Below are 22442 nucleotides of genomic sequence, written 5' to 3' on the forward strand. Positions count from 1 at the left end.
ACGCGTGTGTTCGCTTGTTCCATGGAAATGATTCGATATGCGCGGTTCGCAATGCCTGTCTCGCGTATGCGTCGGTATAGCCGGCCTGATGATGGCTGGCGGGCTGTCGTGGCCGGGTTTCGTCGAGGCCGTATCCAGCGCACCCGCACCGGCTGCAGTTCATGCCGACATACCGGATGTGTACATTCATCCCGCTCCAGATGCGGCCGATCAGGCTGATGCGCTGCAACGCGCGCTGGACGGGCTGCAACCGGGCCAGCGGTTGGTGTTCATGCCCGGACGCTATGTCGTCGGTCGTTCGTTGATCGTGCGGCAGCGACATGTCGTGCTGTCGGGTTTCGGCGCAACGCTGATGGCGACCGTTCCCGGCAATCAGACGATCGAGATGCGGGGCGACGGTACGACGCTCGTCGGGTTTCATATCACGGGAACCGGTGCGACACGTCTCGACACGCCGGAGTCGACCAAGGTCGAAGTGACGGGGCGCGACGTGCAAGTGCTCGACAACGTCATCGACGGCGGCGCCAGCGCGGGCATATTCGTGTTTGGCGGATCGGACGTCGCGATCATCGGCAATCAGGTGCGGTCGACGCTCGCCGATGGCATTCACATGACGCACGGTGCACGCAATGTGCTGGTTCAGGGCAATGTCGTGCGCGGTACCGGCGACGACATGATTGCCGTGGTGAGCTACCTGGCCGACGGGGTGGTGAGCCGCAACGTGCTGATTACCGGCAACTCGCTCGAAGGCAACGCGTGGGGGCGCGGAATCACGGTGGTCGGCGGCACGGACGTGACGATCTCGAACAACATCGTGCGCGACGTGCAGGTCAGCGCGGGAATCCTCGTCGCGCAGGAAGACAGTTACCGAACCTACGATGCGTCCGACGTCCGGGTCGAGAACAACGTGGTGTCGTCCATCCAGACCGCGGCCGCTCGAACCGATCCGCGCCCGCTGACACAGCAGGCCGCGATCGACGTCAGTACGTGGTCGGGCTCGGTGACGCGCGTGGTCGTGATCGGCAACCGCGTGTCGCGCGCGCGGTTTGCCGGCATTCGCATCTGGGGAAACGTGTCGCAGTACCGGATCGCGGATAACCGGTTGTCCGCGATTGGCGGGATGCCGGTACAGGTGGGCGGGGGCGGAGGCTGTCCCCCGGGTGGCACGAATGCCGCGCAGTGCAGGATGCCGGTCGAGCAGCCCGCGTCGATCGACGCGGTCGGGGCCGACACGTCGGCGTTGCCGCAAGTGCGCGAAGCGCTCAGGCAGGCGCGCCCGCGGCAGCGCGGCATCGACTGACGAATCGATGCTCGCGCCGGCGTGCGCGGTACGCGATTACCGGACGACGTCTCCCTCCACCACCGGCACGTGCGGCTCCCGAGCAGTGAGCGGCACCGTGTGCTTGTCCGGCAGCGTGTCGACGACCGGGCGCCCGTACTGGTCGTCGAAGCGCACGATATCGTCTTCGCCGAGATAATTGCCCGATTGCACTTCGATGATTTCGAGCGGAATGCGGCCGGGATTCTCGAGGCGATGGACCTCGCCGACGGCGATATACGTCGACTCGTTCTCGCTGAGCAGAAAGGTTTCGTTGCCGCGCGTCACCTTCGCGGTGCCGCGCACGACGATCCAGTGCTCGGCGCGGTGATAGTGCATCTGCAGCGACAGCCGCTTGCCCGGTTCGACGACGATCCGCTTCACCTGGAACCGCTCACCGAGATCGATCGAATCGTAATGCCCCCAGGGACGCTGCACCTTGCGGTGTTCGCTCGCCTGCGGGCGCCGGTCGCTCTTCAGGCGCGCGACGATGTTCTTCACGCGCTGCACGTCGTGCTTGTTCGCGACGAGTACCGCATCGGGCGTTTCGATCACGACGACATCCTTCATCCCGACGCACGCGATGAGACGACCCTCCGAACGCACGAGGCTGTCCTGCGTGTCCTCGAACACGATCGGGCCGCGGGCGACGTTGCCGTGGTCGTCCTTCGGCATGATTTCCCAGATCGCATCCCACGTGCCGACGTCCGACCAGCCGGCCGAGAGCGGCACCACGATGCCTTCGATGCCGAGTTCGCTGCTGTCGGCCAGGCGCTCCATGACCGCATAGTCGATCGAGTCGGACGGGCAGGCGTCGAAGGCCGCGGCGTCGATCCGGAAGAACGGATCGTCGGCGATGCCCGCGCGCCATGCCGACTCGCAGGCCGCATGGATCTCGGGCGCCAGCGCGTGGATCGCCTTGAGCCAGACCGAGGCGCTCGTGACGAAAATGCCGCTGTTCCACCAGTAGTCGCCCGACTGCAGGTAGCGCTCGGCGAGCGCCGCGTCGGGTTTCTCGACGAAGCGTCCGATCGAATAGCCGCCTTGTCCGCCGTGGCGGCTCGTCCGCGGCTCGCCGACCCGGATATAGCCGTAGCCCGTTTCCGCCCGGCGCGGCAGCACACCGAGCGTCACGATCGCGCCTTCCTGCGCATAACGTGCCGCGCGCGCGATCGCATCCTGGAACGCGCCGACATCGGCGATCACGTGATCGGCCGGCATCACCGCGAGCACGGGGTCGTCCTCGAGCACGCTGGCGTCGAGCGCGGCAAGCGTGAGCGCCGGTGCCGTATTACGCGCAGCGGGTTCGAGCAAGATACGGGCGGGCGCCGCACGGTCGACCACCTGCGCGGCGCTCATGATGCGATGCTGTTCGCCGCACACCAGCAACAGCTTGTCGCCCAGCACCGCGTTCGCGATGCCGTTCAGGCGACGGGCCGTCGCGGACAACGGCGATTCGTTCGAGGTCAGCTCGATCAGCTGCTTCGGATACTGTTCGCGCGACAGCGGCCAGAGGCGTGTGCCGGAACCGCCGGCGAGGATGACCGGCAGGATGCGTGGAAGGTCGGGTGCGGGAACGGGGCGTAGGGTGCGTGTCATCGGTTGGCTCCGGTATCGGCGGGCAGCCGGTTGTGTACGCGTCCGTCGGCACGCGCGTCTTCATTCCTGAGCCGGGTCGTCGAAACGGTCCGGGACAGCAGCTGGCGCAGCGCGCCGGCGGTGCGGTCGGCCGGCCGGATCATGCCGACGAACGGCGCACCCTGTTCGAGATACGGTCCGTAAGCCTTGCGGAATCCGAAGCGTTTGTAGAACGCCTGGCGCGGCGCGGGAACGTGCATGCGCAGCGCGGCATCCGGCCAGGCGGCCAGTGCGGCGGTCAGTGCCCGTTCGAGCAGGTGTTCGAGCGTATCGCCGTCGCGGCACGCTTCGCTCGTCAGTACCTTGTCGATCACGACGTCCGGATCTATGTCGTCGCCCGGCAGGAGCCGTGCGTAGGCCGCGACTTCCGCCGCGTCGCCGTTGCACACGGTTGCATAGACGTGCAATGCGCCTGCGTCCTTGCCGTCGATGTCGAGATGGGTATGCGCATCCTCCACGACCAGCACGGTGTTGCGTGCGCGCAGGATTGCATAGAGATCGACGGCGCTCAGATGTTCGAATTCACAACAATGCCATTCCATGATGCGGTCCTCGTGTGAAACCTTCAGCACGCGCTGTCGCACGAATACGTTCGTCCCGTGCGAAGCGGCAATGATCATGATGCGGATACGGCGCGCGCCGGTCTGTTCGAAAGCTTACCCATGCTCGGGGTTCGCGTAAGCGAGGCGTCGTGTGCCAACAGCGTCGTAGTGTCCGCTAGCACACATCGGCGGTGCCGGTGCTTTCCGATAATTGTCATGGCGTGGTGGCCGCGTTGCGCGGCTCACCCCTGTCGAACGTCATTGGAGAATCGGGAGCGGTACTTGAAGATTGCGATCGTTCACGACTGGCTGGTCGTGCCTGGCGGCGCCGAACGCGTGCTGGCGCACATGATCGACTGCTTTCCGCAGGCCGATGTCTACAGCCTCGTCGATTTCCTCGAGGATCGGGACTGCCTGCGCGGCCGCGCGGTGCGCACGTCCTTCATCCAGAAGCTGCCGTTCGCGCGCACGCGCTACCGCAGCTATCTGCCGTTGTTTCCGCTGGCCATCGAACAGTTCGACCTGTCGGCGTACGATGTCGTGCTGTCGAGCTCGTATGCGGTTGCGAAGGGCGTGCTCAGCGGCCCGGACCAGTTCCACGCCAGCTACGTGCATTCGCCGGTGCGCTATGCGTGGGACCTGCAACACCAGTACCTGAACGAGGCCGGCCTCGCACGCGGGCCAAAATCGGCAATCGCGCGCGCGCTGCTGCATTACATCCGCAACTGGGATGCGCGTTCGGCGAACGGCGTCGATCGCGTGGCCGCCAATTCGCACTTCATCGCACGCCGCATCCGCAAGACCTACCGGCGCGATGCGACCGTGATCTATCCGCCGGTCGACGTCGACCACCTGTCGCTGCGCCCGGACAAGGAGGCGTTCTACCTGACCGCGTCGCGGCTCGTGCCGTACAAGCGGATCGACCTGATCGTCGACGCGTTCTCGCGTACGCCGGAACGCCGCCTCGTCGTGATCGGCGACGGACCGGAGATGGCGAAGATCCGCGCGCTGGCCGGGCCGAACGTCACGCTGCTCGGGTACCAGCCGTTCGACGTGCTGCACGACCACCTGCAGCGTGCGCGCGCATTCGTGTTCGCCGCGGAAGAGGACTTCGGCATTTCGCCGGTCGAGGCGCAGGCATGCGGCACGCCGGTGATCGCGTACGGGAAGGGCGGCGTGCGCGAGTCGGTGCGCGCGTGGCCGGTCTCCGGTGCAACGGGCCTGTTCTACCGCGCGCAGACGGTCGATGCACTGGTCGATGCGCTTGCCCGATTCGAAGCGCTGCCGCGCGGGGCGATCGATCCGCGTGCGTGTCGCGCGAATGCCGAGTGCTTCAGCTCGGCGCGCTTTCGGGACGCGTTCACGCGCTTCGTGATGGATGGCTATGCCGCGTTGCAGGCGGAGATGGCCGCGCCCGCCGGTTTCACGCCGCACGACGATGCGTCGATCGAGGACGGCATGGGCGACCGGCCGGTCCGGGAGGGCGAGACGGCGCTGCGAACCTGAGCGACGATCGCGCCGGTTGATTACGGAATGTAACCGCCGGGCGGCCCGTGCGCCGTGCCGGGACGGCGCAGCCGGCCGGCCGCGCGCGCGATTATGCGGCGGGTGGCGTGCGGTGCGGGTCTTTTTAAAGGATTTCGGTGAAAATCACGCGCAATCCAGGGAGCCTATCTGGCGGAAATGTAGTATTTGGCACTGATTGACGCGAATGTTGAGAGAGAATCAAATCTCAGTAGCCAAAGGTGTGTCGCGCGGGGCGACCGACTGCGTAACCGGCTGATTCAGGATTATCTTTTGGTAACAAGACCATCTTGAAACGGGGTGTAAATTCAGGAACGGATGAAGTATGACGGTCATTCCGCTTGTGGGTTGGCCGCCATCCGGTTCAGCATCGGGCGCGCTCGTCGTGTACGACGCGACGCACATGCGGACGGATGCTCCGTTTGCCGACGTGCCCCGCCTGCCGGCGCGGCGCGTCAAAGCGGGAACGTCGCGGCTCCCGCAGCCGCGCGTTTCCTTCGAGTTCGATGACAACGAGGCCGGATGACATCCGGCTCGACCTCCGGGGGTTCTCGCCGTGTGCAGTTTCGATATTCGCCAAGGCTGCGGAAACGCAGCGCGGAAAGGTGGCCATGCGCCGCCGGCCCCAGCGCACGCGAACGGTTCGCGGAGTGGAGAAAGTGATGGTTCGTTATGAATATGCCAATAACGCGCGATAAGAGCGCCGATGCGGGGAGTGGTAGCGGGCAGCGTCCGCTGATTTACTGGACGCAGTCGCCGTCCGTCATGCTGCGAAAGGAACTGGCGCGGCGCGACTGGAAAGTGTCGATCGTCGCGCAGGCGAGCGAGCTGCGCGACACGTCCGGCGAAATCACCTGCGGCATCCTCGACCTGAGCGGCGGCCATGCCGACGCGATCGGCAGCATCGCGTCGACCTGCGCGTCGATGCGCGACGTCGTCTGGGTCGCGCTCGTCGACGTCGGCCAGACGGCTTCGCCGAACGTGCGAGCGCTGTTGCGCGACTATTGTTTCGATTACGTCACGTTGCCCGCGTCGCACCAGCGGATCGCCGATACGGTCGGCCACGCGTACGGCATGGAATGCCTGTTCGCGCGCGACCGCGAACGGCTCGAATCGGAGGAAAAAGGCATCGTCGGCACCTGCAGTGCGATGCTGCGGCTGTTCGATACGGTGCGGCGTTTCGCGCGTACGGACGCACCGGTGTTCGTGTTCGGCGAAACGGGGACCGGCAAGGAGTTGACGGCCGTCGCGATCCATCGCCATTCGGAGCGCCGCAATGGCCCGTTCGTTGCGGTCAACTGCGGCGCCATTCCCTCGCATCTGCTGCAATCCGAACTATTCGGCTATGAGCGCGGCGCATTTACCGGCGCGAATGCGCGCAAGATCGGCTATGTCGAAGCGGCGAACGGCGGCACGCTGCTGCTCGACGAGATCGGCGACCTGCCGCACGAGAGCCAGGCGAGCCTGCTGCGCTTTCTGCAGGAGCGCGCGATTCATCGTTTGGGCGGCAGTGATCCGGTGCCGGTCGATGTCCGGATCGTGTCGGCGACGCACGTCGACCTGCGCGAGGCGATGGAAGAAGGGCGCTTTCGGCCTGACCTGTTCCACCGTCTGTGCGTGATGCGCATCGACCAGCCGCCGCTGCGCGCGCGCGGCAAGGACATCGAGCTGCTCGCGCATCACATGCTCGAACGCTTTCGCGGCGACGCGCGCCATCGCGTGCGCGGCTTCTCGACGGATGCGATCACGGCACTCTACAAGCACGACTGGCCGGGCAATGTCCGCGAGCTGATCAACCGCGTGCGCCGCGCGGTCGTGATGACGGAAGGGCGCCTGATTACCGCGCAGGATCTCGAACTCGAATACTGTCTCGATGCGGCGTCGCCGTCGGTGGCCGACATCCGCAAGTCGATCGAGCGCGAGGCGATCGAAACCGCCCTGTTGCGCACGCGCGGGCGCGTCGCGGCGTCGGCCCGCGAGCTCGGTGTGTCGCGCGCGACGCTGTATCGCTGGATGGAGGCCTACGGGATCGAGCGGCCCCGCGGCACGGGCTCGTCCGACTGAGATTCGACAAGGCGACGCGCGCGGCTGCCGAAAGCCGCGCGCGTCGCGTCAACCGGCCTGCGTGGCGCGCACCGTGCGCGCGGCGTTCACGGCCCGGATTTCCACGGTCGGCGGCACGTCGACCGCGGCGCCACTCCTCCCGATCATTTCAAGCGGAACGAGCGCGACACGCGCCGGCGTGCCGGGCGCGAGATGGAACCAGTCGTCGCGCGGCACATAGCCCGGCGCATCGATCTGCACATGACGCGCGACGTGCCGTGTATCGATGTCGACGTGCCATGTGTCACCGGTGCGCGACACGCACGCTTCCAGCCCGAGTTCACGACGCGCCAGCACGGCCGGATGCGTGCGGGACGGGAAATGGAACGCCTGCGACAGCAGCGTGCCGTCGTCGGCGCGGAGTGTTGCGACGACGGTGTCGTGTTCGCAAGGCCCGAACCGGTACGCGTAGGTCCAGTCGAAGAACCGGCCGAGCAACTCGGCCGAGCCGATCCGCACCGTGTCGTGCGCGGCAATTCGCACCGGGCAGCCGGCCCGTGCGACGGGCGTGCGGCCGTCGCGCAGCGCGACCAGCTCGAGCGCGGCCGACAGCGGCGCGGGGCGCTCGTTGACGACATGCACGTCGAGACCGTTCAAGCCTTCGTCGACCAGCAGCACCTGCACGGGCTGCAGGACCTGGCGCAACGCATGCCACGCCGATTTCGGCCGGCGCGCGGCGTCGATCACGCCCCAGCCGGCACCCGGCATCACGTCCTGGAACTGCCAGACGAGCGCGCCGGCGCAGCGCGAGCCGGTGCGCCGCCATTCGGAAAACGTTTCGCGCATCAGGTCCGCGATCACCGCGCGCGACAGCTCGAAGTAGCGCGCCGGATCCTCGCGCCGCAGCCGGTCGGGCACAACGTCGTAGAGCGTCTGCAGATAGTGGTCGCGAATGTCCTCGAAATCCCACGACGTGCCGGGGTCGCGCGGCACGGCTGCCTTCCAGCGCGGCTCGTGCACGCCGGGCCAGCCAAGCTCGGCGAGCGTCGCGTCGCACGGTACGTTCGAGAACGCGAGGCATTCGCTCGCGAAGCGCACGTCCGCGCGGCGCGCGTCGTCGAGCGGGCGCAGGTACGCACCGACGCCGTAGTAGTGCGACACGCGTTCGCGCGGGGCGAACGGCAGCACGCCGCCGTCGGGCGAATCGGGCACGTACGGGACGTCGGGCCGGCATGCGGCCGCGTGGCCGGCCAGCCGGTCGGCGGTCAGCTCGAGGAAGCGCTGCTTCGGCCCGAGCCCGGACATCGCGGCCTGTTGTGCGATCTCGCTGCCGCCGCACAGTACGGCGAGCGACGGCGATGCGCTGTGACGCGACAGGAACTGCCGGGCTTCGCGATCGACGTTGTCCGCGAATGCAGGATCGTCGAGCGCATAGTCGAAGTTCGCGAACATGAAATCCTGCCAGACCAGCAGCCCGAGCCGGTCGCACCACGCGTGAAAGGCATCGGCCTCGTAGGTCATCGTGCCGCCGACGCGGATCATGTTGAAGCCGGCATCGCGCGCGAGCCCGAGCAGGCGGGCGTAGGTGGCGTCGTCCGCATGCAGCGTGCGCGGCGCGGCGCTGCTCCAGCATGCGCCGCGCGCGAACACGGGCACGCCGTTGATGCGCAGCCCGAAGCCCTTGCCGTCGGCGCCCGCGTCGACTTCGATCGTGCGGAAACCCGTTGCACCGAGCGGTCGCAACGCGTCGCCGAGATGCAGTGCGACGTCGTAGAGCACCGGCTCGCCGTGCGTATGCGGCCACCAGCGGCACACGCTGGGCACCGCGACGCTCGCGCGCAGACGGTCGGGGCCGGCACGTTCGAGCGTGGCGTGGTGCTGGCCGCACGACAGCCGTGCGGCGAGCGCGTCGGGCAGCGGCGCGGCGAACGTCAGTTCCGCGTCGAGCCAGCCCGTGTCGCCTTCGATGCGCGCGTGCAGGTCGCAATCGACGAGAATGGGCCCGTCGGCCGGATCGAGCACGTCCACGGGGCGCCACGGGCCGGTCGGCACATGCGGCGGAAACCAGCCCGGCATGTGTCCGAACAGCGACGTGCGGATCGTGCGCAGTGTCGCCGGCTCCGCGAGCCGCGTGCGCCAGCGTGCCCGGCGCGGCGCGCGCGTGTCGCGCAGGTGCGGGGCGAGCGCCCGGAAACAGAGGGTCAGCCGGTGCGTACCGTCGAGCGACACGGATACATCGTGTGCGACGAACATGCTGTCGGAGCGAAGGATCGGCGTGTCGTCGAGCCACGCTTGCGCGAGCGTCGCGAGACCGTGAAAGCGCAGCACGCGCGGCCCGTGTCCGCGCAGCTCGATCCGGTACCAGTGGTCGCGCTCGTCGAGCGATGCGGCTTCGTCGAGCCGGCCCGCAAGCGCGAGCGACTGCGCGACCGTGCCGGGCACGGTCGCCGGAATCCACCCGTCGCCGCCGGCGGGGAGGTCGCGCGGTTCCCGTGCGACCCCCGCGGCCGTCGCCAGCATCGACCACGCGGGCAGGGCACGCGGGCGCGTCACCGCATGACCGGCACGGGTGCCGCGATGTCGTTGCGCTCGCTGCGCACGGGCGTCGGATGCCGCAGCGGCAAGCCGATCTGCCGCGCGCAGGCGACCACATCCGAATAGGCGGCCTGGATGGCTTCGAGCGTCGAGTCGCCGCGCTCCTCCTTGCCGCGCGCGCAGGCGCGGGCGAGCCGGAATTCGAGCACCATCGCTTCGGACGCGATGCGGTCGCACGCGGCGCGGATCTCGGCGAACGGCCCGACGCAGCCGCTGGCCTGCAGCCAGCGCGAGTAATGGCCGAACAGCTCGAAATTCGCGCCGAGCTGCCGCACCGAGTTGAACGAGTACGCGTGGAAGTGCTCGAGCGGTGAATCGGCGAGCGTCCGCGCGTCGGTCTGCAATTGCCGCCGGAACGCGGCGATCGGGTTGACGACCGGCAGGCGCCGCAGGTGGCGCTGCAGCGCGGCGAGCGACGTTTCGCACAGCTCGCGCTCGTCGAGCGGCGCAAACCGCCGCTTCGCGCATTCCACGTAAGGCGGCAGCGTCATCGGCGAGTTGCCGCCGACGAGCCCGTTGTAGTCGAAATCCTCGGCCACGTAATAGCCGCTGTTGTGGAAGTAGCCGATCTGGCGCCTCGCGCGGTCGATCGCATCGATGCCGATCGTCGTCTTCGTGTGCTGCGTGCGGTAGCTGCTGCCGCGCGTATCGGGCAGGAACCACGCGTCGACCTCGACGATCATCAGGTGGCCGCGCGCAACCTGCGTCTCGATGTGCTGGTCGAGCGGTTCGTAGATCGAGTGCTCCTGCACGACGATGCCGTACAGCCGCTCCAGTTCGTCGTGCGGAAACTTGAAGAACGTGAACTGGTCACCCTCGAAATCGAGCGCGATCGTAAACGGCAGCGCCGCATACGGATTGAAGCCCCACCACCGGAGCACCTCGAGCCACATGTCGACGTAGCAGTTGGTCTGCTTCCAGACCATCTCCTGGCTATGCAGCGGATGCGGCCGGTAGTGGCGCGCGCGGTGGCGCACATCCTCGAACGACGCGTCTTCGCCGTCGCGGGACACGAATCTCATGGCGTGCCCCACAGCACGTCGCGGACTTCGCGCGGCCATGCGTCGATGTCGAAGCCGTGATGGCGGAACAGCGCGAGCGTGAGCCGTTCGAGGCCGAAGCCGACGCAGCCCGTGTGCGCGACGTCGCCCGTCGCGGTGCGGATGTCCCACAGCAGCCCGAAATGGTCCATGTGGTAGTTGAAGCTCAGGCACGCGGTCTGGCGATCGTCGTGCTCGATCGGGATCAGCAGCTCGAACTTCAGGTTCTGCTCGCGCTGGCTGTGCGCGACGATCTTGCCGCCGCGCCCGAAGAATGGATCGTTCGCGAGGTCGATCGCGTTGGGCAGGCGCAGCGCCTCGATCATCCGCGTGCCGCGTTCGATCCAGGTCTCGCGGAACGACACGATCTGCTCGGGCGTGCCGATCCGCACGTACTCGCGCATCCGGAACAGCTGCATGCGGGTCGGGTCGAGCGACGGCTCGTGACGGAAGCAGTACGAGAAGACGTCGACGATCCGGCCGTCGGCCGGCAGCGCGCCCGCGCGGGCGACGACAGGGTAGACCGGGTAGCACGCGGCGGGCGTCATCACGACGTAGGTCGGCTTCTGGCTTTCCGTCCAGTCGTCGCCGCGATCGAGGCACTGCAGTACGCGCTGGTGCTGGTGTTCGTCGCCGCAGAATGCGTGCACGCTGCCCGCGAGCTGCGGGAAGCTCTTCATGTATTCGCTGCGCTCGAACTCGGTGCGGCTCATCGCTGGCGGGAAGCGCAGCACTTCGGCGTGCTGGTCGGCGCCGAGGCGCGTGACGAACGCGTCGAGCGCTTCGACCACGCGCTCGAACCGTTCGCTGCGGCCGAACAGGCCCTGGATGCCGGTCGAGACCAGCAGGCCCGCGTCGATCAGTTCGTCGCGCAGCGGGTTGACGCCCGCGCGGTCGATCGGTGCATCGGCGGGAGCGGAGGCAGCGGAGGGCACGGCAAGGCGATCGTTCACGTATGTTTCTCCAGCGTCGCAGGACGCAGCGCGAGCAGCAGGTTCGAGGTGTTGACGGCAATGCGGTCGTTGCTGATCATCAGCGGCGCCGCGAGCAGGTCGCGAATGTGGCGGCCGATGCTGAACGGCGTGCCTTGCTTGTAGCCGGCCATCCCGCAGATCATCATGGCCTGGTGCGCGACTTCCAGCGCGGTCGTCGACACGTAGGTCTTCAGCGTATTGATCTCGGCGGCCCGGGCCATGCCGGCCGACCACGAGCGGGACGCCGGATTCGCATGAAGGCGCAGCACGGTGTCGACGCGGGCCTGCATCGCCTGCATCAGCGCGAGCGATTCGGCGATGCGCCGCGACGCGGGCGACGGTGCGCCGTCGGTCTGGCGCGCCTGGGCGCGGAAGAACTGGTGCGCGCGGTGGAACGCGTCGCCGGCCACGCCGATCCATACCGCGGCCCACAGGATGTGCGACACCGGCACCATCGTGTCCTCGGCGATCTTCGCGAACGGGACCGGCAGGCACTGGACGGCGGCGCCTTGCGCATCGAGCTCGAAGCCGTTGCTGCAGGTGCCGCGCATCCCGAGCGTGTCCCATTCGCCGCGGCGCGTGAGCGTGTAGCCGTCGCGCAGCAGCGTGACGAGCACCTGCTCGGAAGCCGGCGCGTCCGCATCGCGTCGTGCGGTCGCGAGGATGCCGTCCGCATAGTCGCCATACGAGATCGTCGGCGCGGATTTGCGCAGCCGGAACTCGCCGCCGCTGGTTTCGAGCGCGCACTGGCTCGCGCGCAGGTTGCCGCCGACACCGTCTTCCGACGTGGCCGATGCGAGCAGCCACTGGTGGCGCACGAGCTGCTGCAGGAACAGCTTGTGCCAGCCCTGGTCGGCGGCGTGATCGACGATGCAGGCGACCTGGATCTGGTGCATCGCGAATACCATCGCCGAGGATGCGCAGGCCTGGCCGAGAATCGAGCAGGCCGATGCGATGTCTTCCAGCGACGCGCCCGCACCGCCGAGATGGGTCGGCACCATCGCGCCGAGCAGGCGGCGCGCGCGCATCGCCTCGATCGCCTCGACGGGGCAGCGCGCGTCGCGGTCGACCGCGTCCGCGTGCTGCGCGGCGATCTGCGCGACGGCATGCGCGGCCTCGTCGAGCCGACGCGCATCGCGGTCGGTCGCGAGTTCGGGAAGCAGCGCGCTCATGCTGAATGCTCGGTGCGTTGCAGCGTGGTGATCGTGTCCGCGAGCGCGTCGATGCTGCGGAACAGGTTGCGGTTCAGCATCTCGTCGGGAATCTCGATGTTGAACTGCTTCTCGATCGCGAGCATCAGCTGGATCGTGTCGAGTGACGAAAGGCCCGCTTCGTAGAGGTCGTCCCCGTCGCCGATCGAATCGATCGCGGCTTCGAGATGGGCGACGTGCTTCAGGATGGTTCTGATTTCGTTTTTCACGTGCTGCTCCGGCGTGCGTGGTGTCGTCCGCTCGGGCAGACGCGCGACACGCGCTGACGTCCCCCCGGCAGTCCGGCATCAGTAGACCATTGGCAGACACGTCGTTCTGTTCGTCACCCTACAAACAGCTGACCCGGCAGGCACCGGACCGCACGTGCGGTCCCTATGCGGCACGCCGATCAGGTGCGCGACGCGGCCGGCACGCCCGAATCGGCCGACAGGATGCGCTTCATCTCGTCGCGCACGATCGCGCGGCAGCCGCACGACATTTTCTCGAGGCCGTCGAGGTCGGCGAGCTCGATCGAGCTCCGGTACTGGCGGATCAGGCCCAGCTTCTGGATTTCGCCGGCGGCATCGGTGACCGTTTCGCGCCGTACGCCGAGCATCTGCGCCAGCATGCTGTGCGTCACCTGGATCTCGATGCTGCGGGTCCGGTCGTACGCGAGCAGGAACCATCTGCATAACTGATGTTTGAGCACGTGATGACGGCTGCAGAACGTGATCTGCGAGACCTGCGCCATCAGCAGCCGCACGCAGATGAACACGAGATGGCGGATCACCGGCGATGTGTCGAACGCGGCGGCGAACACGCGCCGGTCGAGCCGGTAGACGAAACCGTCGCGGCAGGCCACGGCGCGGCAGGGCATCCGGCCGCTGCCGCCGATCACGTCGTCGCACACCACGCTCTCGCTGCCGATCTCCGCGACTTCCAGCGTCATGCCGCCGGACGACACGTACTGCAGCGAAATCGCGGTCGTGACGGGCAGGTAGACCGCGGCGAGCATTTCGCCGGGTTCGCAGAGCACTTGCCCGGATTTCAGGTGGACGAGTTGAAGGTGGGGGACCAGCGTCGCGAGCTCGTCGCGGTCGATGGCCGCGAGAAAGCGGTTCGCGTCGAAGCTGTGGGGCAGCTCGATCATGCCGTTCGCGTACGCGACGGCGTCAGGGGCCTGGTGAGTCACGGCGCATCCTCGTAGGGTGGCGGTCACGCGTCGTCCCGGCGATATCCCGAAAATTGGGAATTCGCACGATCGTGCGGACTTGTGTTCGTCAAAACCAGAGTGACGATACTGGCGAAAAGGCTAGCACGCCATTGAAATCGATCAATTGCACATTGCGTCATTTCACAATGTTTGACGATTTTGTTGCATGTAAACGTTATCCGGATTTAATGATTCATTTCCGTGAAATTAATCATCCGGAAGTTGAATGCGACTTCGGACATTCATTCCATGTCGGCCGTGAATCAATCGGGTTGGGGTGCGCCTCGCATGGGAAAAGTGCCGGGTTGAATATTGAACATTGTTTGACAAATAAATGGTGCGCGCAAGAATATTCATATAAATCAAATGGTTGCAAGCTAATTGTGCGATGGGTTACAGAGCCTGAAATTAGTGTGCCGATTCAAATTTGAGACAGTTTCAAACAGCCGTGTGAGGCGCGACGCCGTAGCGGAGTGCTATCCGGAACATCATGGAAACAATTGAAAATCGACTGTAAGTATATGACCGATAAGCCGTGCGGCACCGCTGCAGCTGCCTCGGTTCGATGCAGGTGAATTGATCAGTCGAATCACGTGCAGTGTCCGTCGCTCGGAAGAGTGTCCGGAAATGAGACGCTTTTTTGTTTTTTGGACGGTTATTCGGGCGATCTAAATCAGGCGTGATTCATATATTAAGGACGGGCATGGTTTGGCACGTAAATCGCTTATTCGGGCTGGCGTGTCGAAACGGGACGGCCGACTCGATCCGGGCGATAAGCCGATGGTCAGTCGGAATCAGGGTTGTGGCCGCAACCACGGTCAGTCCGAGCACGCATCGCGATAACGAGTTCCGTGTACGCGGCTGCAGGCGGCGCGGACGATAAAAGGGATACAGACATGCTTCATCTTCACTCGAGCTACTCGGCGAACGCCATCCTCGATGCCCTCCCCGAGGACAGCATCCGCACCATCGCACCGCATCTCGAACTGGTCAGGATCAAGGCCGGGATGCTTGACCGGGTCGGCGAGCCGATGCGCCACGTGCATTTCCCGACGACGTCGATGATGTCGGTGCAGCATCTGATGGAGGACGGTGCGATGGTCGAGGTGGCGCAGGTCGGCCGCGAGGGCGTGGTCGGGCTGGCGACGATGGTCGGTGGCGCCGCGGCGTCGCACCGGGTCGAGGTCCGCATCGGCGGGATGGCCTATCGCGTGCCGAGCTGCGTGATGCGCGCCGAATTCGAGCGCTCGCCCGAAACCTACCGGCTGCTGCTCAACTATTGCCAGGCGGCGATGGCGCAGATCTCGCGCAGCGCGCTGTGCAACCGGCATCACTCGGTCAGCGAGCAGCTCAGCCGCTGGCTGCTGCTTGCGCATGACCGCATCGACGGCGACGAACTGGCGGTCACGCAGCAGACGATCGCGAACATGCTCGGCGTGCGCCGCGAAGGCGTGACGGAAGCGGCGGGCAACCTGCAGGAAGCCGGGCTGATCCGGCAGCGCCGCGGCCGCATCACGGTGCTCGACCGCGACGGCCTCGAACATCACGCGTGTGAATGCTACAACCTGATTCGCGCGGACTATCGCAGGCTGCTCGGCACGCGCGGGACGGCGAGGCCGACACCGGTTCGGCCCCGCATGCCGGACGCGCATCGCGGGTTCCCGGCACAAGGTGCGTGACGATGCAATCGACGTCCGGTGGGACGAATTCCATGCGGCGTTCTGTGATCGCAGTTGCCGACGTCGTGCTCGTGCTGGCAGGCGCGCTCGCCGCGCAGGCGGCGTCGGGCCTCGCGTGGCACGCGCTGTCCGACGCGCAGCGCGGCACGATCGCGCTGCTGTGCGTGCTGACCGTGGCCTTGCTGCCGCGCGACCTGCGCACCGTGCGCGGCAGCGTGGCGCCGCAAGGCGGCACGCATGCACTGACGCAGACGATGGTGGTGCTCGTCTGCGCGAGCGTGCTGACGGTGACTGCCGCGATGTGGATCATGAACCGCGGCGGCACGATCACGACGCACTGGATCGTGCGCACGGTGCTGGCCGGCGACGCCGCATTGCTGCTCGGCCGTGCCGCGCTGCTGGCGCTCGCGCTGACGCGTGACGACCCGCGCGCGCGGCAGCGCCGCGTCGCGGTGGTCGGCGCAACGGCGTACGGGCGGGTCGCGGTCGAGCGGATGCAGCTTGCGCCGCAGGGGCCTTTCGTGGCGGCGTGCGTATTCGACGACGACGCGCAGGCTGCGTCCGGCGGCATCGGCGGCGTGCCGGTGATCGACGACTGGAACGCGTTGCGCGACCTGATTCGCGGCGGCGAGATCGACGAGGTATGGCTCACGCTGCCGATGTCGCACGAGTGGCGGATCCAGCGCATCGTCCGCGAGTTGCGCGACGAGTTCGTGGAGCTGCGGCTGTTGCCCGACGTGCGGCAGATGGCGGTGGTCGATCGCTCGGCGACCGACGTGCTCGGCATGCCGGCCATCAACCTCGCGACCACGCCGCGCTCGGCGCCGGAGCTGTGGGCGAAGTTCGCGTTCGACCGGCTGTTCGCATTCGGCGTGCTGATTCCGTTGCTGCCGCTGCTGTCGATGCTGGCGATCGCGGTCAAGCTGTCGTCGCCGGGGCCCGTGCTGTTCAGGCAGCGCCGCAAGGGTGTCGACGGCCGGGAGTTCGACATTCTCAAGTTCCGGACGATGCGCGTGCATCGCGACCAACCGGGCGTCGTGCGACAGGCGTCGCGCAACGATTCGCGGATCACACGCGTCGGCGCGTTCCTGCGGCGGACGTCGCTCGACGAACTGCCGCAGTTCTTCAACGTGCTGTTCGGGCAGATGTCGGTCGTCGGCCCACGCCCCCACGCGATCGAACACGACGACTTCTACCGGCAACTGATCGACTGCTACATGTACCGCTACCGCGTGCGGCCCGGCATCACCGGATGGGCGCAGGTGAACGGCTATCGCGGCGAGACGCGCAAGGTCGAGGCGATGGAAGCGCGTGTGAAGTTCGATCTGTTCTACATGCAGAACTGGAGCTTCTGGTTCGACATGAAGATCATCCTGTTGACGATCGTTCGGGGATTCATCGGACGCAATGCATTCTAAGGATGTCAAATCATCCGGAAAGCGGCGCGTTGTGCGATCGAACGTACCGACCGGAGTGCAGGTGACGGACACACTGACGGCACAGCAGCATCCCGCGCAACGGGGTGTCCGGCGGCGCAACGGCGCGCCGCAGCCATCGGAATGGTCACGATCATGTCAACGTCGATTCGAGAGCGAAGCGCATCGGTATTGCAGGAAGCGCGCGCGGAGCGGGGCGCCGGCACGGCCGCGTATGCCGCGCGGCCGCGCCGGCTCGCAATCAACGGAAAATTCACCGCGCAGCGCATGACGGGCGTTCAGCGCGTGGCATACGAACTGACGGCGGAGCTCGCGCGGATCGCAAGCGCCGACGATGCCCCGTCGCTCGTCGTGCCGTCCGATCACGATCCGGCGGCCATGCCGGCCGGCGCGCGATCGCTGACGTCCGGGCGCCGGCACGGCACGCTGTGGGAACAATGGACGCTGCCGCGCACGACGCGCGGCCGGACCTTGCTGAGCCTTTGCAACATTGGCCCGCTGGTCAAGCGCGATCAGCTGCTGATGATTCATGACGCGGCGATTTTCGATCTGCCGGCCGGCTATTCGATGGCGTTCCGCCTCTGGTACCGCTTCGCATTCTCGATCATGAAGCGACGTGCGCGCCATATCGTGACGGTCTCGCATTTTTCGCGGGCGCGGCTGGCCGCGCGGCTTGGCGTGCCGCCGGCGCGCCTGTCGGTCGTGCCGGGGGCGGTCGATCATATCGACCGCATCGATGCCGATTCCGGCGTGCTGTCGCGCCTGAATCTCGAGACGGACCGCTACGTGTTGTTTGTCGGGTCGCTTGCGCCCGGCAAGAATCTCGTGCGCGCACTGGCTGCGGTGGCGCTGATGCGCGAGTCGCACCCGACGTTGCGCTTCGTGATCGCGGGGGGCGCCAATGCGAAGGTCTTCGGCGCACGCGCGGCGGGCCTGCGCGAAGACGATCCGTACGTCACATGGGCCGGTTACGTGACCGACGGCGAGCTGAAGGCGCTGTACGAGCATGCAGGCTGCTTCGTGTTTCCGTCGCTTTACGAAGGATTCGGGTTGCCGCCGCTCGAGGCGATGCGATGTGGCTGCCCGGTCATCGTGTCGCACGAAGGGGCGCTTCCCGAAGTCTGCGGCGGTGCAGCGTTGTTCTGCGATGCGTATTCACCACCGGATATCGCCGCGGCGATCGCCCGCGTCATGGACGATCCCGAACTGCGGGCACGGCTGCGCACGCTGGGCCGCGAGCACGCGCATCGGTACAGCTGGCAGCGCTCGGCGCGCACGTTGATCGACATCGTCCGTGCCGATGCTTGACGTGCGATGACGCAACGTTGCAGACGGGTCGGGCGACGCCGGCGGCGTCTGCGATAACCGCATTCGACGATGTCGCGATTTACCGTCCGTCCCCAGTTCCGGCGCGCATCGGGCGAGCGCTGCAGCGCACGCTGATTCCGGTCAACACACGCGTGTTCAATGGGTTTATCCTGCGTCGAATGCGTCCGGCACTGCGTGTCGCCGGGCGCCCATCCGGACACGGTGGCAGGCGGTGACGCCGGCCCGCCGCGCACCGGCGCGACACCGCGCGCCGCAATGCTCCGCGCGGAACCCGGAACAGGAGAGACGGCCATGGCGCTCGACCCACAACAACGGCAGACGCTGAAACAGCGGCTCAACGAGAGCGAGCAGACGTTGCGTGCGGAGATCCGCAGCAGCGAAGACCAGCGCGCGTCGGAGTCCTACGCAGACCTCGCCGGCGCGGCGCCGGACGAGGGTGACGAGGCCAATGCGGATCTGTTCGTCGACGTCGATCATGCGTTGATCGGCATGAAACTGACCGAGCTGCGCGCGATCGGCCGTGCCCAGCAGCGGATGCGCGACGGCAGCTACGGCGAGTGCATCGACTGCGACGGCTCGGTCGGCTACGAGCGCCTGCTGGCGCGCCCGGCCGCCGAACGCTGCACGCATTGCCAGTCGATCTACGAGCGGCAATACGCCACGACGCCGCGCGCCTCCCTCTGACGCTGACGTCGTCGCCATCGCGGCGCGGCACGTGCGGCGCGGCCGGCGTACGATGATGAACGGGCGCCCGGCGGCGTCAGCATGCGGCGCCGGGCGGGCAGACGCCGTCGCGCATGCGCGCGGCGTCATCCACGTGGAAGGGAGTCACGCCGATCATGCCGATCCACAATGCCGGATGCGCGGCCGTGTTCGCCGAGATTGCCGACATGCTCGAGATCCAGGGCGCCAATCCGTTCCGGGTGCGTGCCTATCGCAACGCAGCACGGACGATTGCCGACTACGGGCGCGATATCCCGACGATGATCGCGAACGGCGACGATCTCGGGAAGATTCCGTCGATCGGGCCCGATCTCGCGTCGAAGCTGCGCGAGATCGCCGCGACCGGTACCTGCGAACTACAGCAAACGCTGCGCCACGCGCTGCCGGGCGCGATCGTCGAGCTGCTCGACGTGCCGGGGCTCGGCGCGAAGCGTGTGAAGGCGCTCCATGACGCACTGCACGTCGATTCGCTCGAGCAGCTTCGCGCGGAAGCGAAGAGCGGGCACGTGCGCGAGCTGCCGGGCTTCGGCCCGAAAACCGAAGCGCATCTGCTCGAAGCGATCGACGACCGGCTGAAGCGCGAACCCCAACGTTTCCTGCTGCCGGATGCGGCGCACTCGCTGCTGCCGCTGCTCGACCGCCTGCGCGCGATCGCGGGCGTCGGCAAGGTCGTGGCGGCCGGTAGTTTCCGCCGCCGGCGCGAGACGGTCGGCGATCTCGACATCCTCGTCACCGCACGTGATCCGGTGGCCGTCGCCGAAGCGTTCGTCGGCTATGGCGAGGTTGCGCGCGTGCTCGCGCACGGCAAGACGAAGTCGAGCGTCGTGCTCGCCAGCGGGTTGCAGGTCGACCTGCGCGTCGTCGATGCCGATGCGTTCGGCGCGGCGCTCGTCTACTTCACGGGATCGAAGGCGCACAACATCGCGTTGCGCAGGATCGCGCAGGCCGGCGGGCTGAAGATCAACGAATACGGCGTGTTTCGCGGCGACGAACGGATTGCCGGCGCGACCGAGGCGTCGGTCTATGCGGCGATCGGGTTGCACGACGTGCCGCCCGAGTTGCGCGAGGATCGCGGCGAGATCGACGCCGCGCGGGTGGGCGAGCTGCCGGCACTGGTCGAGCGCAAGCACGTGCACGGTGATCTGCATGCGCATACCGACGCGTCGGCCGGCCGCGACAGCCTGCGTGCGATGGCCGATGCGGCACGCGCATGCGGGTTCGCGTACCTGGCCATCACCGACCGGGCACCGGATGCCGGCGGCAGCCGCAGCGACTTCGACTGGCTTGCCCGGCAGCTCGACGAGATCGATCGCCTCAACGCGTCGTTCGACGGTTTCGTGCTGCTCAAGGGCGTGGAGGCGAGCATTCGCGAGGACGGCAGCCTCGATGTGCCCGATGCGATGCTCGGCCGGCTCGATCTCGTGGTCGGTGCGGTACGCGACGGCTTCGCACTGTCGCGCGACGCGCAGACCGCGCGCATGCTGCGCGCGATGGATCATCCGCATTTCACGATTCTCGCGCACCCGACGGGCCGCGTGCTCGGCGAGCGCGATGCATGCGAACTCGACGTGCCGCGCGTGATCGCGCACGCCGCGGCGCGCGGCTGCTTTGTCGAACTCGATGCGCAGCCGCGGCGGCTCGACCTGCCGGACGTCTGGTGCCGCGAGGCCGCGAAGGCCGGCGTGCCGGTGGCGATCGGCTCGGATGCGTGCAGTGCGGACGAACTCGACAATCTCGCGTACGGCGTCGATCAGGCGCGACGTGGCTGGCTCACGCGGTCCGACGTGCTGAACACGCGCACGCTCGCGCAATTGAGGCCGCTGCTTGCACGCACGATGGGAGCGGGCGGCGCGTCGAAGCGCAGCGGCGGCGCGAAGGGCGCGTGAACGCAGCCGGCGGCGCGTGCCGTCGGCGGCTGGCCGATCATGAATGCGGTCACGTCATACCAGTACGCCGGTCGCCGGCACATAGGGCAGGCCGAGCGCCAGCGCGACGGCTTCGTACGTGATGTGTCCTTCGCACACGTTCAGGCCCGCGCGCAGATGCGGATCGTCGGTCATCGCCTGCTTCCAGCCCTTGTCGGCGAGCGCGAGCGCATGGGTGAGCGTCGCGTTGTTCAGCGCGAAGGTCGACGTGCGTGCGACTGCGCCGGGCATGTTCGCGACGCAGTAGTGCACGACGCCGTCGACGACGAAGGTCGGGTCCGCGTGCGTTGTCGCATGCGAGGTCTCGAAGCATCCGCCCTGGTCGATCGCGACGTCGACGACGACCGCTCCCGTGCGCATCGTCGCGATCATGTTGCGCGTGACAAGCCGCGGCGCCGACGCGCCCGGCACGAGCACGGCGCCGATCACGACGTCGGCATCGCGCACGGCTTCGTCGATCGTGTGTGCATTCGAGCAGACGGTCGCGATCCGGTTGGCGAAGACGAGGTCGAGCTGGCGCAGCCGGTTCACGTTGGTATCGAGCACGGTGACGCGTGCGCCGAGGCCGACCGCCATCTGCAGGGCGCCGGTGCCCACCACGCCCGCGCCGAGCACGACGACATGCGCGGCCGGCACGCCGGGCACCCCGGCCATCAGCAGGCCACGCCCGCCGCGCGGGCTTTCGAGGTGGGTCGCCGCGACCTGGATCGACATGCGCCCGGCCACCTCGCTCATCGGCGCGAGCAGCGGCAGGCCGCCGCCCGGGCCCGTCACGGTTTCATAGGCGATGCAGACGGCGCCGGACTTCACGAGCGCGGCCGCCTGGTCGGGATCGGGTGCGAGATGCAGGTACGTGTAGAGAATCTGGCCGCGTCGCAGCATCGCGCATTCCGCCGGCTGGGGCTCCTTGACCTTGATGATCATGTCGGCGCGCGCGAAGACTTCGTCGGCGCCGTCGCAGAGCGATGCGCCCGCGGCCGTGTAGTCGTTGTCGAGCAGGCCGATCGCCGTGCCCGCGCCGCGCTGCACCAATACGCGATGGCCGTGCCGCGTCAGTTCACGCGCGCCGGCCGGCGTGAGGCCCACGCGATATTCGTGGTTCTTGATCTCTTTCGGCACACCGATCAGCATGAGTCGCCTCCATGGCCTTCGTTATCGTTGTCGTGCAGGTGCGCCTCGCGGCGAACGATGCCCGTGCGGCCGATCGCGCAGCGGCGTATCGACCGCAGTACTGGAATAACAGGGTAGTAGTGCGCGGAGGGAAGTCAAGCGG

18 protein-coding genes are annotated in these 22442 nt (G+C 67.3%); 9 read left to right on the forward strand and 9 right to left on the reverse strand.

Annotated elements, in window-relative coordinates:
* Positions 1–37: 37 nt before the first annotated feature.
* The gene (locus tag CFB50_RS24810; protein WP_069251400.1) at positions 38–1300 is read left to right on the forward strand and encodes a right-handed parallel beta-helix repeat-containing protein; all 1263 of its coding nucleotides are present in this window, start codon (positions 38–40) and stop codon (positions 1298–1300) included.
* 36 nt (positions 1301–1336) lie between these two features.
* On the opposite strand, the gene CFB50_RS24815 is transcribed toward CFB50_RS24810, so the two are convergent.
* Entirely contained in the window at positions 1337–2917 is a 1581-nt protein-coding gene (locus CFB50_RS24815; protein WP_069251401.1) for a mannose-1-phosphate guanylyltransferase/mannose-6-phosphate isomerase, read from the reverse strand.
* Positions 2914–3576, reverse strand: coding sequence for a GNAT family N-acetyltransferase (locus CFB50_RS24820; protein WP_083266078.1), 663 nt, complete (start codon positions 3574–3576; stop codon positions 2914–2916). Before CFB50_RS24820 ends, CFB50_RS24815 begins: the two co-directional genes overlap by 4 nt.
* Before the next feature lie 204 nt (positions 3577–3780).
* Between CFB50_RS24820 and CFB50_RS24825 the strand changes: the two genes are divergently transcribed.
* The 3 genes from CFB50_RS24825 (at position 3781) to CFB50_RS24830 (ending at position 7086) form a co-directional block, all read left to right on the forward strand.
* A complete protein-coding gene (locus CFB50_RS24825; protein WP_069251402.1) occupies positions 3781–5004 on the forward strand; it encodes a glycosyltransferase family 4 protein in 1224 nt (407 codons plus the stop codon).
* Between the two features lie 343 nt (positions 5005–5347).
* Entirely contained in the window at positions 5348–5548 is a 201-nt protein-coding gene (locus tag CFB50_RS39625; protein ID WP_069251403.1) for a hypothetical protein, read from the forward strand.
* 146 nt (positions 5549–5694) lie between these two features.
* Positions 5695–7086, forward strand: coding sequence for a sigma-54 dependent transcriptional regulator (locus tag CFB50_RS24830; protein ID WP_069251404.1), 1392 nt, complete (start codon positions 5695–5697; stop codon positions 7084–7086).
* Positions 7087–7134: 48 nt separating this feature from the next.
* Here CFB50_RS24830 and CFB50_RS24835 read toward each other — a convergent pair whose 3' ends face one another.
* From CFB50_RS24835 to CFB50_RS24860, 6 genes are all read right to left on the reverse strand, one after another.
* Positions 7135–9618 carry a glycoside hydrolase family 2 protein gene (locus CFB50_RS24835; protein WP_089447495.1) on the reverse strand — a complete coding sequence of 828 codons (2484 nt, stop codon included), beginning with the start codon at positions 9616–9618 and terminating at the stop codon, positions 7135–7137.
* Positions 9615–10682 (reverse strand): DUF1839 family protein, encoded by a 1068-nt coding sequence (locus tag CFB50_RS24840; RefSeq protein ID WP_069252916.1) that lies wholly within the window; start codon positions 10680–10682, stop codon positions 9615–9617. The genes CFB50_RS24835 and CFB50_RS24840 overlap by 4 nt, the downstream gene beginning before the upstream one ends.
* On the reverse strand, positions 10679–11653 hold the full coding sequence (locus tag CFB50_RS24845) for an amino acid--[acyl-carrier-protein] ligase (RefSeq protein WP_069251406.1): 975 nt from the start codon (positions 11651–11653) through the stop codon (positions 10679–10681). Before CFB50_RS24845 ends, CFB50_RS24840 begins: the two co-directional genes overlap by 4 nt.
* A complete protein-coding gene (locus CFB50_RS24850) occupies positions 11650–12846 on the reverse strand; it encodes an acyl-CoA dehydrogenase family protein (RefSeq protein ID WP_069251407.1) in 1197 nt (398 codons plus the stop codon). Before CFB50_RS24850 ends, CFB50_RS24845 begins: the two co-directional genes overlap by 4 nt.
* Positions 12843–13094, reverse strand: a complete 252-nt coding sequence (locus tag CFB50_RS24855) for an acyl carrier protein (RefSeq protein WP_046547642.1) — start codon at positions 13092–13094, stop codon at positions 12843–12845. The genes CFB50_RS24850 and CFB50_RS24855 overlap by 4 nt, the downstream gene beginning before the upstream one ends.
* Positions 13095–13273: 179 nt before the next feature.
* Entirely contained in the window at positions 13274–14056 is a 783-nt protein-coding gene (locus CFB50_RS24860) for a Crp/Fnr family transcriptional regulator (protein ID WP_174943771.1), read from the reverse strand.
* 917 nt (positions 14057–14973) lie between these two features.
* Between CFB50_RS24860 and CFB50_RS24865 the strand changes: the two genes are divergently transcribed.
* The 5 genes from CFB50_RS24865 (at position 14974) to polX (ending at position 21130) form a co-directional block, all read left to right on the forward strand.
* Positions 14974–15756, forward strand: a complete 783-nt coding sequence (locus CFB50_RS24865) for a Crp/Fnr family transcriptional regulator (protein WP_069251409.1) — start codon at positions 14974–14976, stop codon at positions 15754–15756.
* Between the two features lie 32 nt (positions 15757–15788).
* The gene (locus CFB50_RS24870) at positions 15789–17174 is read left to right on the forward strand and encodes an undecaprenyl-phosphate glucose phosphotransferase (RefSeq protein WP_089447496.1); all 1386 of its coding nucleotides are present in this window, start codon (positions 15789–15791) and stop codon (positions 17172–17174) included.
* 153 nt (positions 17175–17327) lie between these two features.
* Positions 17328–18500, forward strand: a complete 1173-nt coding sequence (locus tag CFB50_RS24875) for a glycosyltransferase family 4 protein (RefSeq protein WP_179254224.1) — start codon at positions 17328–17330, stop codon at positions 18498–18500.
* A gap of 312 nt (positions 18501–18812) precedes the next feature.
* Complete coding sequence (locus CFB50_RS24880) at positions 18813–19205, forward strand: TraR/DksA family transcriptional regulator (RefSeq protein WP_069251411.1); 393 nt, start codon at positions 18813–18815, stop codon at positions 19203–19205.
* A 155-nt stretch (positions 19206–19360) separates the two neighbouring features.
* Positions 19361–21130, forward strand: coding sequence for a DNA polymerase/3'-5' exonuclease PolX (polX, locus tag CFB50_RS24885; RefSeq protein ID WP_089447498.1), 1770 nt, complete (start codon positions 19361–19363; stop codon positions 21128–21130).
* A 54-nt stretch (positions 21131–21184) separates the two neighbouring features.
* Here polX and ald read toward each other — a convergent pair whose 3' ends face one another.
* Positions 21185–22300: an alanine dehydrogenase gene (ald, locus tag CFB50_RS24890; protein ID WP_089447499.1), complete on the reverse strand. Its 1116-nt coding sequence runs from the start codon at positions 22298–22300 to the stop codon at positions 21185–21187.
* Positions 22301–22442 lie beyond the last annotated feature (142 nt).

The organism is Burkholderia sp. AU33423 (genome assembly GCF_002223135.1).
GTDB lineage: Bacteria > Pseudomonadota > Gammaproteobacteria > Burkholderiales > Burkholderiaceae > Burkholderia > Burkholderia lata_D.